The 11,807-nt window shown below is 30.3% G+C and carries 12 protein-coding genes; 2 read left to right on the forward strand and 10 right to left on the reverse strand.

All coding sequences use genetic code 11. From position 1 onward, the window contains the following. Positions 1-13: 13 nt before the first annotated feature. The 9 genes from C7H52_RS02835 to C7H52_RS02875 all read right to left on the reverse strand — a co-directional run bounded on the left by C7H52_RS02835 (position 14) and on the right by C7H52_RS02875 (position 7,691). Positions 14-244, reverse strand: a complete 231-nt coding sequence (locus C7H52_RS02835) for an AtpZ/AtpI family protein (RefSeq protein ID WP_106462372.1) — start codon at positions 242-244, stop codon at positions 14-16. After that, positions 216-605, reverse strand: coding sequence for a bactofilin family protein (locus C7H52_RS02840; protein WP_106462373.1), 390 nt, complete (start codon positions 603-605; stop codon positions 216-218). Before C7H52_RS02840 ends, C7H52_RS02835 begins: the two co-directional genes overlap by 29 nt. Positions 606-614: 9 nt before the next feature. After that, entirely contained in the window at positions 615-3,164 is a 2,550-nt protein-coding gene (gene porW / locus C7H52_RS02845; protein ID WP_106462374.1) for a type IX secretion system periplasmic lipoprotein PorW/SprE, read from the reverse strand. A gap of 171 nt (positions 3,165-3,335) precedes the next feature. After that, entirely contained in the window at positions 3,336-4,031 is a 696-nt protein-coding gene (locus C7H52_RS02850; protein WP_106462375.1) for an ABC transporter ATP-binding protein, read from the reverse strand. A gap of 5 nt (positions 4,032-4,036) precedes the next feature. Continuing rightward, complete coding sequence (locus C7H52_RS02855) at positions 4,037-5,509, reverse strand: DUF5687 family protein (RefSeq protein ID WP_106462376.1); 1,473 nt, start codon at positions 5,507-5,509, stop codon at positions 4,037-4,039. A gap of 44 nt (positions 5,510-5,553) precedes the next feature. Beyond that, positions 5,554-5,967 carry a DUF2059 domain-containing protein gene (locus C7H52_RS02860; RefSeq protein WP_106462377.1) on the reverse strand — a complete coding sequence of 138 codons (414 nt, stop codon included), beginning with the start codon at positions 5,965-5,967 and terminating at the stop codon, positions 5,554-5,556. Between the two features lie 49 nt (positions 5,968-6,016). Then, positions 6,017-6,706, reverse strand: a complete 690-nt coding sequence (locus C7H52_RS02865) for a hypothetical protein (RefSeq protein ID WP_106462378.1) — start codon at positions 6,704-6,706, stop codon at positions 6,017-6,019. Then, positions 6,703-7,353, reverse strand: a complete 651-nt coding sequence (locus C7H52_RS02870; RefSeq protein ID WP_106462379.1) for a hypothetical protein — start codon at positions 7,351-7,353, stop codon at positions 6,703-6,705. Before C7H52_RS02870 ends, C7H52_RS02865 begins: the two co-directional genes overlap by 4 nt. Beyond that, positions 7,353-7,691, reverse strand: a complete 339-nt coding sequence (locus C7H52_RS02875) for a PadR family transcriptional regulator (RefSeq protein WP_106462380.1) — start codon at positions 7,689-7,691, stop codon at positions 7,353-7,355. Before C7H52_RS02875 ends, C7H52_RS02870 begins: the two co-directional genes overlap by 1 nt. Positions 7,692-7,802: 111 nt before the next feature. Between C7H52_RS02875 and C7H52_RS02880 the strand changes: the two genes are divergently transcribed. Next, the gene (locus tag C7H52_RS02880) at positions 7,803-8,858 is read left to right on the forward strand and encodes a ferredoxin--NADP reductase (RefSeq protein WP_106462381.1); all 1,056 of its coding nucleotides are present in this window, start codon (positions 7,803-7,805) and stop codon (positions 8,856-8,858) included. Positions 8,859-9,052: 194 nt separating this feature from the next. After that, positions 9,053-10,669: a tail fiber domain-containing protein gene (locus C7H52_RS02885; protein WP_106462382.1), complete on the forward strand. Its 1,617-nt coding sequence runs from the start codon at positions 9,053-9,055 to the stop codon at positions 10,667-10,669. Between the two features lie 20 nt (positions 10,670-10,689). Here the strand turns inward: C7H52_RS02885 and C7H52_RS02890 are convergent, their stop codons facing one another. Further along, positions 10,690-11,742: a helix-turn-helix domain-containing protein gene (locus C7H52_RS02890; RefSeq protein ID WP_106462383.1), complete on the reverse strand. Its 1,053-nt coding sequence runs from the start codon at positions 11,740-11,742 to the stop codon at positions 10,690-10,692. Positions 11,743-11,807 lie beyond the last annotated feature (65 nt).

An 11,807-nucleotide genomic window follows, 5' to 3' on the forward strand; every position in this document is an offset into this window, starting at 1 on the left:
GTTTAATTTTATTTTAGGGTGATTTGTCTTTAGTAATTTGAATAACCTGATATATTACTGATGCAATTGCAATAAAAATGGCAATTAAAGACACTATTTTATAATATAACTGGTCTTGATTGTTAAACTTAACATCCAGCCACTCACCTAATTTACTACCTAAGTAAATGGTTAAGCCCATTTGTAAACCAATAGAGGTAAAACGAATAAATTTATTAAGCGGTTTTTTGGGTTTTTGCGTCACCTTTTAGGTCTTTAACGGTTGATTTCATAACACAAGATACGTTAAAAATAGCACCAGGCTCTACCATCAACTTTTCAGTCACTACATCGCCTTCAATTTTTGCACTTGCTTTTAAAGTAAGTGTATTTTCTATTTTCATCTCTCCTTGAAAAGCTCCTTCAAAATAAGCACTTGTACACTCTAACTTACCAACAATTTGTCCGTCTTTTCCAACTACTACTTTTCCTGAAGTTTTTACTGTACCTTCTAAATATCCGTCCACTCTAATGTCTCCATTACTGCTAAAATCTCCTTTAACACGAGTTGATGGCGAAATAATGTTCTGGATAGAAGAAGAATCTAATTTTTTATCTCTTTTCATAATTTGGGGTTATTTAAGATTTAGATAGCTATTAAGACTTTTATAAATTTGAATTTTCTGATAATTCTCGGATGATACCGCAATAGGCTGACGCTTAATTTTAAAAGGTTTTGTGCTTTTTAATTGACCAAACAAATCGGTTAATCCTTTTGGATTTTGTATATTTTTAAAACCATGTACCACAACAAACCACGTGTTTCTATCGTACAAATCTTTAGACACAGTAAGCTCTCTATAGTTTGCTTTTTCTATAGCTTCAGTTAAACGCTTTGTAAAGTCGTCTATTTGGTTTAGTTCTGAAGCATTAAAAACATATATAGCTTTATAGTTTTTTGATGCTTCATTATTTACAAAAGTTGTATCGTTTAATTGTACTAACTGGTTTGATCGGGTTTTAGCCTGTATGCCTTCTGGGGAATTTGCAAACTCCAGCGCCACATTATCTAATGCTTGTTTATAGGCAGCATAACCGTCTAAACGACCAATTGCAGTTGCTTTTAAAAGTTCAAATTTTGGTTGAATTGGCTCATCACTAAAATTAGCGCTATACTGGTCACTTTTTTCTATTACTTCTTCAAACTTTTGCTCGTCTAACAACTTAAATGTTTGTGCATACAAATATTCTGGACTTTCTGTGTCGGTTATATTTGCAGCATCCGGATTTAATAAAATTTTTGCATAACGAGAATCCGGATAATTCTTAATGATGTCTTCCTTGTAAAAAGCCATTTGAGAACCTTCATTTAAAAGCTCATTAATTTTATATAAGTTATACTTAGAAGGCAGTATCAACTTTTCTTCAGGGTTGTTATCTAGTAAGTTTTCAAACTTAGTTTTAGATAGTTTATACTCTTTAAACTTTTCTTTATAAATTAAACCTAGTTGATAATAAGCATAATTTCTGTCCGTTACCAAACTATCAATAACAACTGCGTCCTTAGGTATTTTCGAGATATAATAGTCTGGTTGAAGTGTCTCTAAAGAATCGTTAGAAACAATTGCATTATTTGCAATGTTATTAGATTTAAAGCCATTAGATTTTAAACTAGACCAACGCCAGTTATCGTTATTTTTTCTGTCTCCATAAATTTGTTCGAACTCTTGTTTTCCATAAGCTACAGTGGTCGGGTTATAAAAATAGAATGTTGATGCTGCTCCAGGATTAGATCTGTTTTTAACAAATGGTGTAGTATTTTTATCTTGGTTTAAGCCTTTATTACGAGATTTTATTTCTTTTTTCTCGGCTAAGAGTGCCATTTCCTGTTTTAAACTATCGGTATACTTTGTGAAATAAGATAAACGTTCCGCTTCAGACATGTTTACCAGGCGTAAAATACTATCGTTTGTAGTGGCAATACCTTCATATAAAATAACGTCATCTAAATTTTCACGCTTACGTTTCATTACCCGAAAAGGCTTACTATTAGTTCTTAAATTAGTCATAGTGCTATCAAAATAAGCACCTGCAGTTTTATATTCAGAATTATCAAAATAATAATCGCCTAAAATGGTATAGGTATTTGCGGTAAGCTGTTTATCTCTGGAACCTTTACGTAAAGATTTATTATAGTAAACAATAGCTAACGAGTCGTTATTGGTGTTTTGAAAATACTGAGCTTTCTGAAAAAATATTTTATCCAGAAACGGACGGTTTTCACGATCTTCCTCCAAATCCGTTAACAACTCTGAGAAAGCCAGTTTATCGCCATTTTTATAGTCGAAATTTTTAGCTTTTTCTATATGCGCTGCCATTAAATATTTACGTGGAATTTTTCTATTTAATTTTATGACTTTGTCAAAAGCCATATTAGCGCTGTCTTTATAATTTAGTTTATTATAAAGTTGTCCTTTTATAATATTGAAACGTCCTTTTTCGAAATCTTTTTTAGTGTTTTTTGCCGCCACTTTAATTTGTGTAAGCGCACTATCTAAAGATTTTGTGTTAATGTAGGCTTGGGCTAACATAGAAGTGGCGTCTGCTAAATTTTGCTGCTCCAGTTCTTCCTGTTCTAATAAACGTTTTAGATTCTCTATAGCAACCTCATCATTTTCAAGACGGATATTGGTTTTTTCACGCCATATTTTTGCTTGATTAATTTTGTCGCTTGTAGGGTATTTATAAAGTATGTAGTTGAAGGCTTCTAAAGCAGGAATAAAACGTTGGTCGAAATAACGTGCTTTTCCTAAAAGAAGATACGCTTCATCTATTTGAGGATTTTTTTCCTTACCGTTAATATTCATGCCATGTTTTTGAATGGCTTTAACGGCTTTTTCTTCAGCTCTTGAAAAGTTTTCATTTTTAGACTCACTAGGAAGAAAGATATCTTCGCTAATTTGCATACGTTCTATAGGTAGAAGCTCCCAGTAATTATCTTCGTAAGAATTATTTAGCTCATCACGACCTTTTTCTAAAGCCTGATAACCATTAAATAAGGTATTATATTTTGTGTTTAACGCATGGTAATTACGGCTTACAAAATTGTCTTTTTTTCTGGAACAACTTTGAAAAGCTATCGTGATAACTCCTGCTATTATAATAGATTTTAATGCTAACTTCAACGTTATTAATTATTTTAATACATAACTAAAAACTTTAGTAAATAGTATATGTATTGACTAAAGCACGTAAAAATAAGCAACTTTTTGGATTATAGCGTTTTATTAACGACTAAAATTAACTCAACTCAACTCTTAAACCTAAGAAGCTTCTCGCTTCTTTACTTTTAATTTTTAGTTTGAAAAATGAGCCTCTAATTCTTTTAAAGTCGCCTCGTTAGTAGCTAAATCTTTAATAATTTGCCCCTTCTCCAAAACCACTATACGTTCGCAAACATCGGTAACATGAAGTAAATCGTGACTAGACACCAAAACAGTAACTCCTTTGGTTTGTGCTAAATCTTTAATTATAGCTTTTAGCCTAATTTGTGTGGTTGGATCTAAATTAGCAAATGGCTCGTCTAAAATAATAACTTCTGGATGCCCAATTAATGCTGCAACAATACCTGCTTTTTTCTGGTTTCCTTTACTTAAATCTCTCAGGTATTTTTTTTGATTTAATATTTCACCATGAAAAAAATCTTCAAATTGACTTAACAAAGCGTCAACATCACTTTTATTCTGACCTCTTAATTCGCCAATAAAGTAGAAATATTCTTCTGGAGTTAGGTAACCAATTAAAAAAGTTTCATCTATAAATGCCGAAGTAAAAGGTTTCCAGTCTTCACTTTTATTAACCACGACATCATTATTACTAATTTCTCCAGTTGTAGGTTGTATTAAGTCTAAAAGCAAACTAAAATAGGTGGTTTTTCCTGCACCATTATTACCAACCAGTCCAAAACTCTGACCTTTTGGAATAGACAGGCTTTCAATATGTAATACTAAAGCGTCGTTATATTTTTTAGATAAATTTGTTGTTGTAATCATGATTTTTAATTGGTTTGTTTATAAGCGGCAATAGTTTTGTATTTCTCTGTTTTATAAATGCTTTCTATTAAAGTAAACACTCTATTTTTGAATAAAAAGCCTAAAACTCCAACTACAACTATTAAAGAAAATCCTAACAATTCGCCATGCAGTAAATGCCCTGCAGCATATATTGCCATAGGTAATAGTAATTTAGGAATGGTTAATAGCAAGGTTTTAACATTAAATGCTTTCTTATCTCCAAATGCTTTTTTATTAGAAGTTAAGTCTATTGGTGTTTTTATATATGCACCACCCCAAAGTACAATATGAGAGTTTACTCCAATGTTATAAATTGCTCCAGCAACTACAGCAGCGTAAGCTTGCCAACCAAAATATAAATAAAATGAAGCTAATATCGTTGAAACAATAGTAGCTATAACCATTAAGTACCATTTAGATTCTAAATACAATCTATATTTAATATTCTGACTCATTAATAACGGATAATAAGAACTATCCCAGCTTGGTACAAATTGCCCGAAGCTAAATAGAAAGCCGCCAGAGACAAAAATACCTGCAAATATTCTCCAGAATGGACCATCATATGCTTCTACTGCGCCTGTAAAGAATAACATGCCGTAAAAAATGAATAACACACTCATTAAAACCGTAGTCTTAGAGCGCTTATTTCGTTTTATTAATTTAATGTCATTTTTTAAAAACGTAGAAACACTTCCGAAGCGATTTAACCAAGTCATATTATCGGTTTCTGCAACCGCAACTTTGGATGCCAAACCAGCATCTAAATAAAAATGTGTCTTGAAATAGTTAAATGCCAGCCTATATAAAGCCACAGCCAATAGTAATGGTATAATTGCCAGGTAAGGTAAATTGTAAAAAGCTGTAAAGATTTGAGAAGTGTATGCAGTAAGATCGAATACATTAAAATACATTAATGCTCCTAATGCAACAATAACCATTACAACTAAAGCAAAAACAAGATCCTTACTATTAACAAAAATGTTTATAAAGTTGTTACAATAAATTAAAGACATAATGGCGATATGCCAACCTATAACATTTACTACATCATAACCTTCAATAATTAAAACTATAGAAAATGGAATAAAGAAAAATGCATGAATAACATTAAAAAAAGAAATGGCTGTTTTAGCAATCCCAAAATTTATGACCGTATTTTTTTTAAGCGGTAGATATAAAAAAGGCTTGATATTAACAATAGGCATTTTTTGTAAAAAATACCGAATGACCAAATCCAAAATCACATAAAAAATTAGAATTTTATTAATGACTTCAAACGGTTCTTTTTCTAAAGCTTTTTCTATAATATAATAGGTACCAAACCCTAGCAACAGAAAGCAAGCAATAAAATATAGAGCTCCTAAAACCATTAAAATTTTAAGCGCAAGATTGGTTTTAAATGCTGCAGACCTCAAAAAAGATTTCCACTCTAACTTTATAAATTGTTTAATCATGGTTTAAAAGGAATTGGTTTTGGGATCAAGTCAATAATTTGTAATTATTTGCTGTGTTTTTCTGCAATTTTACCTAAGCCCATACCCCAATTCTGACCTAACATCATCCCTTTTTGTGCTAGTAAGCCTTGCTTAGAAGCCACTTTTTTTCCTAAATCGGATTTATAAAACTTCACCAACTCATTAATCTCTTGAGCTGTAAATTCTTCCATATAAATATCGGCTAAATCTGAATATAACTGGTCTAAAGTTGCATTAGCTTCTTTTCTGTAAGCTGCTTTGTTCTCTTCTGGAACACTTGCTCCAATTTGTTCTATAGCTCCATCAAATAAATCTCTAGAGCCCGTAATTTTAATAAACTCTATGGTTTGATTTTTAAAATCTGAATTTTCACTTTGTGCGAAAGTCGACAAAGATGTGGCTAAAGCAATTGCCAATACATAAATTATTTTATTCATAACGTTATATTTATTTTACATTTTATTAGTAGCCTAAAGGTAATAAATGTTACACATTAAATTCCGGATACACTTTTTTTAATACATCTTGAGACTTATTAGGTAAAACCACTACACTTACGTAACTATAAATGGTAAATAGAGTAAACACAAGCGCCGCAATTAGTGGCGCAAATTTATAAGTCCAAAAGATACTTATGGTATTATAACTATTTACAACAAGAGATAGTAATAACAGTGCGTTTGCTGAAGCATTCCTAAAAATTAAATCTTCTAAAAGCCATAATTTCTCTTTTGGTTTTTCTTTTTTCTTAATGTATTTAGAAAACTTTACACCTTTAATAAACATAGCTACAAATAATCCTGTAAAAAGACTAATAGCTAAATAATTACCATAATCTAGTTGAAATAAAAAAAGTACTATAAAGAATACTACTAAGGTTTTAAGTAGTTCTGGAAAAGCAAACCAATCCCTAGCAAACAACCATAGTAATTTCATGTAGCGCTTATTCATAGCTTTTTGGCGTGCCGAAACTACATCCATAAAACCAAAAACTCCAAATTTTTTAAAAGATATATCTCTAGCTTGCTCAAAACTTAAACTAGGTTTTGTTTCCCAAATGGTTTCGATATCATTTGCAAGATGATCTACAAGCTCGGTTTGTAAATCGTAATGTACCACGTAATGTTGACGGGTGAATTTGTATAGAGATGCTATTTGTTCTTTACTTAGCTTCATAAAAAGTAATATTGCTTTTTATATTTGTTGATATAATTATTTAAAACACAGAAGGAGTTGAATAACAAAACAATAAAGACACTTAAAAAAACAATTAAAACTGTTTTGTCAAAAACTCTATTTACAATTCTGAAAAGTATAGATAATGAGTAATAGCTAATAACAAGAACCGAAGCCATAATAGATATAGCCGAATATTTTAAACTATAATCAATTTTAGGTTTTGAAAAGAAAAAATTAAGATATTTAGTAGCGAAAAAGCAACCTAACATTAACAAACCGTAATAACTAAAAAAATAATTATCTTCAAAAAAATGGTGATTATTATTTAAATAAAGTTGTGTCATAAAAGCGATACAAAAAACTAAAAATGCCTGAATAGATATTGTTTTTTTGAGGATTTGTTTTATAATATCTTTTCGTATAGACTTTCTATGTTTTTTATCACTTTTAATTAAAGATTTTTTATGTTCCACCATATAGTCTTTAAAAGCATTATAAAAATCTTCGTTTTTTGTTTGCATTCGAGATTCTAAGGCTGTTGCGATATGATCAATCATTTCAACTCTAATATCTAAATAAATTACATCAGCTTTAACCAAATAATTGTCTATAAACTTTATGTTTTCTGGTGTTAATTTATTCATTAGTCTAAACTTAATTTAGGATTTACCAAATGCTGCATGGTTTGAATATATTGTTGTAATTCGGTTAATAAATTAACCGTTTCTTTCATACCACTTTCTGTTAATTTGTAGTATTTACGTAAACGGTTATCTACTTTTTTTACCTCAACATCTAATAAACCCTCTGCCTCTAATTTATGTAAGGCTGGATATAAAGCTCCTTCGGTAATATTTAATTCACCTTTGGTTAAATGTTTTACTTTTTGAGTTATTTCATAACCATACATTTTATCATGTTCTGCCAACAGCTTCATGATTATAGTGGTTAAACTACCTTTATAAAGTTTTGAATTTCCCATAGTTCAAATATACATCAATTTCTTATGTATAAAATACTTAGGCATATAATTTTATTCAATTTGATTTAATAATGGTAAAAGCTTCACTATTTTTGTATAAAATATTGAAAAATGGCACAATTTAATACCTTAAATATAAAATCTATCACCAAAGAGACAGCTAAAGCTGTTACTTTAAGTTTTGTTATTCCTAGTCATTTAAAAAACGATTACCGTTTTAAAGCTGGACAATATCTTACTTTAAAATCTAGTATTAATGGTGAAGATATAAGAAGAGATTACTCTATCTGTTCTTCTCCTAATAGTGGGGAATTAAAAGTCGCTATTAAAGCTGTAGAAAATGGTGTATTTTCTAATTATGCGACCACTAGTTTAGAAGCTGGAGACACCTTAGAGGTTGCTACACCTCAAGGTCGTTTTGTTTTTGAAGCAGATCCTAATAAAACAAGACGAATTGCTGCTTTTGCTGCAGGTAGTGGTATTACACCAATATTAAGCATTGCTAAAACGGTTTTAGAAGATGAGCCAAAGAGTGAGTTTGTTTTGGTTTACGGTAATAAAACTGTTAAAGACACGATATTTTTTCAAGAGTTGTTAGACTTGCACCAAACCTATGGCGATCGTTTTCATTTACAGTTTTTATATAGTCAGAATAAAGAAGCAAATGCTTTGTTTGGCCGAATTGAAGAATCTACTGTGGATTTAATTATTAAAGATAAGTTTAAAGACTTAACCATAGACGACTTTTATTTATGCGGACCTGAGGCTATGATAAACATGGTAAAAACTACGTTATTAGCGAATCAAGTACATGAAGAACGTATTCATTTTGAATTATTTACCTCTTCTTCTACTGCAGTTGCTGCAGATCCTATACTTGCTAATGGTGAAACAAAAATTACCGTTATTGTTGATGATGAAGAGGAAACCTTTATGATGTCTCAAGAAAAAACGGTTCTTGAAATGGCTATTGAAAAAGATTTAGACGCACCCTATTCCTGTCAAGGCGGTGTTTGTAGTAGCTGTATTGCTCGTGTTAAAGTAGGTACAACTGTTATGAGACAAAACTCTATTTTAACCGATAAAGAAGTTGCTGAAGGACTCATTTTAACCTGTCAAGCGCAACCTACTAGCGCAACTCTTGTTGTAGATTACGATGATGTTTAGAAAGTAAAAACGTTATATAAAAAAAACGAGGAGATAATTCCTCGTTTTTTTTTGCATTTAATCTTAAAAACAGAATGTAATTTACATATTATAAATTCTAAAACGTATTAACAATTTTATCAACCTTTCATCTGTTTTTTTACACATAAAAAAGAAATACTATATATTTTAACATAATGATTAAATAATTCATTATGATCAAACATTTTTACTTCACTATTCTATTAGTCTTACTTTCAACATTTACTCTATTCTCACAAGTAGGTATTGGTACCACAAACCCAGATCCTAGCTCTATCTTAGAGCTAAATTCGACCAACCAAGGTTTATTAATTTCAAGAATGAGTCAAACAGACAGAGATGCAATAACAGCTCCCGCAACCGGACTTTTAATTTACCAAACGGACAACACACCTGGTTTTTATTATTTTACTGGAGTTATTTGGTCTCCATTTAGTGGTGCGGATTTAGATTGGACTATTACTGGAGCAGATATATACAATGCTAATACAGGAAATGTAGGTATAAACACTACTACGCCTACAGCTCCGTTACATGTGGAGTCTATTTCTTTAGGAACAGGAACATTTACTCAAGATTTTGAAAGTGGTTTAGCGCCTTTAACCACAAGTGGTGATGCCAATTGGTTTGTACAAACTACAAGTGCAAATGGTGGTGTACAAGCTGCAGAATCTGGAGATATAAATAACAGTCAATCGACCCAAATGAATTTAAATATAAATATTGGCGCAGGTGGAGGAACAGTTACCTTTTTTTACGAAGTAAGTTCGGAAGCTAGTTTTGATTATTTAAGATTCTATGTTAATGGTACACAAATAAACCAATGGTCTGGAACCATTGGATGGACAAGTTTTAGCTATGTTATACCAACAACTGGAGCATACACACTTACATGGGCTTATGAAAAGGATGGATCTATTAGTACTGGAGGAGATTTGGCACGAGTTGATGATATTGTTATTACCAATGTTGGTTTAACAAGTTCTGCATTACGAATTGTTGATGGCAGTCAAGCTATTGGTAGAGTTCTTACTTCTGATGCTAACGGAAATGCAACATGGCAAGACCCTGGCTCTGGCACTCCAGGCGCTTCAGATGATGATTGGCGTTTCCATTCCGGAAGCTCTTCTGCAGATGATATTTATAGGACTGGACGTGTTACTATAGGTACTAATCTAACTACATCACACTTATTAGATGTAGACAATGGACTAACAGATGGTACAGAAATTGGCTTGGGTTCCATTGAATTTATAAGAGATGGAGTTGTTGAAACATTTTTAGACCAACCATTATCACCACTTTTTGACGCCACCTATAACTTAGGTAGTGCAACGAACAGATGGAATCAGTTATATGCTTCAAATGGAGTTATTAATACCTCAGATGCTAGATTAAAAGAAGACATTAAACCATTACATTATGGATTAAATGAACTAATGCAATTAAAACCTGTAAGCTATAAATGGAAAAATGAAAGTTATGGTAAAACAATACTTACTAATAGTCAAAAAGAATTGAAAATAGGCTTTTTAGCTCAAGATCTACAAGAAATAATTAGTGAAGTTGTAGTATCCCATTCTTGGAAACCAATCAGTGAGGCTCAAAAAGATGATTACATTAAAGTAAAGAATGATAAATTAGGTGTTGCTTATTCTGAAATTATTCCGGTTACAGTAAAAGCGATACAAGAACAGCAAGCTATTATAGAGTCTCAACAAAAAGAAATTGATGCAATGAAAATAGAATTAGAAGAATTAAAAAAGATAGTTACATCTATTAAGAAATAAGATTTAATTATATTATTCTTTTATGTCTTTTTGTTAGTTTTAAATTGGGTAGGTGTAAGACCAGTTACTTTCTTAAAAGTTGCATTAAAACCAGATTTAGAATTAAAACCAGCTAAACCTCCAATAGCCTCTATAGTGAAATTACTATACTCTTCATCAAACAATAATAACTTAGCATAATCTACTCTATAGATATTAATAAAATTAGAAAAATTCATATTATTTTTTTTATTAATTAAATTAGAAACATATTTCTCGTTAGAACCAATTTCCCTTGCTAAATCTTTTACAGTTAATTTTGGATTTAAGTATATTTTATCTTCTAATATAGCTGTCATTAGTCGCTGATGTAAACTTTCTATATCAATATCTTGATCTAAATTATTATTCTTAACTTCTATTTCAGCAACTTTATATATACAATAATATGATAGTATAAAGTAAAACACATAATAAGCTTTAAGTAGGCTTTTAAAAAAACTTTCATTTAATATATAATTTTGAAAAACCCAAATAATGATATAAATAACATATAATAAAATAAAGAATGTCATGTAATTTTTACTCGATTTCTTTTTGAACAATTCTACCGAAGAAAAAAACCCTATAATTTTAAAAGATTTGTATGTATAGTAAATTGTCGAAATTGGAAATATAAATAAAATAATTATGTAATTAACATATGACATTACATTCTCAACAACCACATCAATAAATTCATTTTTATCATTTTCTAAGCCAAAATAAATAAGACAAAATACATTGATAAGAAAAAGTGTTGCTGGTAAATAGAAATTTTTGAAATCGTATTCTTTATTACCAAAATAAGAACAGACAATGTTATACATTATTACAGGTAATAAAGTAAGCCAAACGAAAAATAATAATGCAAAAGTATTTATAAAAGATTCATTAAAAATAGATGGATTACTTGAAGAAATTATTAAGCTAGCAAATAAGAGAAACCAAGAGGTATAAAAAGCAAAAACTGTTGGTTTTATCTTTTTTAAATAGTAGTGTAAAAAAGATAACGTAAAAATTATTATTGATGTAGTTACTATTGCAATTTTCATAAATTTTAATGTAATACAGTATTAAATTACGGAAAATAGTATAAATTCCGTAATTCCGCATAGTG

Origin of the sequence: Aurantibacter aestuarii (assembly GCF_003008425.1) — a bacterium.
Taxonomy (GTDB): domain Bacteria; phylum Bacteroidota; class Bacteroidia; order Flavobacteriales; family Flavobacteriaceae; genus Aurantibacter; species Aurantibacter aestuarii.

Coding starts and splice junctions, on each gene's coding strand:
- C7H52_RS02875 (WP_106462380.1), bottom strand. CDS start 7,691: ATGGGAAATTCAAAACTTTATAAAGGTAGTTTAACCACTATAATCATG.
- C7H52_RS02840 (WP_106462373.1), bottom strand. CDS start 605: ATGAAAAGAGATAAAAAATTAGATTCTTCTTCTATCCAGAACATTATT.
- C7H52_RS02850 (WP_106462375.1), bottom strand. CDS start 4,031: ATGATTACAACAACAAATTTATCTAAAAAATATAACGACGCTTTAGTA.
- C7H52_RS02865 (WP_106462378.1), bottom strand. CDS start 6,706: ATGAAGCTAAGTAAAGAACAAATAGCATCTCTATACAAATTCACCCGT.
- C7H52_RS02870 (WP_106462379.1), bottom strand. CDS start 7,353: ATGAATAAATTAACACCAGAAAACATAAAGTTTATAGACAATTATTTG.
- C7H52_RS02860 (WP_106462377.1), bottom strand. CDS start 5,967: ATGAATAAAATAATTTATGTATTGGCAATTGCTTTAGCCACATCTTTG.
- C7H52_RS02885 (WP_106462382.1), top strand. CDS start 9,053: ATGATCAAACATTTTTACTTCACTATTCTATTAGTCTTACTTTCAACA.
- C7H52_RS02855 (WP_106462376.1), bottom strand. CDS start 5,509: ATGATTAAACAATTTATAAAGTTAGAGTGGAAATCTTTTTTGAGGTCT.
- C7H52_RS02890 (WP_106462383.1), bottom strand. CDS start 11,742: ATGAAAATTGCAATAGTAACTACATCAATAATAATTTTTACGTTATCT.
- C7H52_RS02880 (WP_106462381.1), top strand. CDS start 7,803: ATGGCACAATTTAATACCTTAAATATAAAATCTATCACCAAAGAGACA.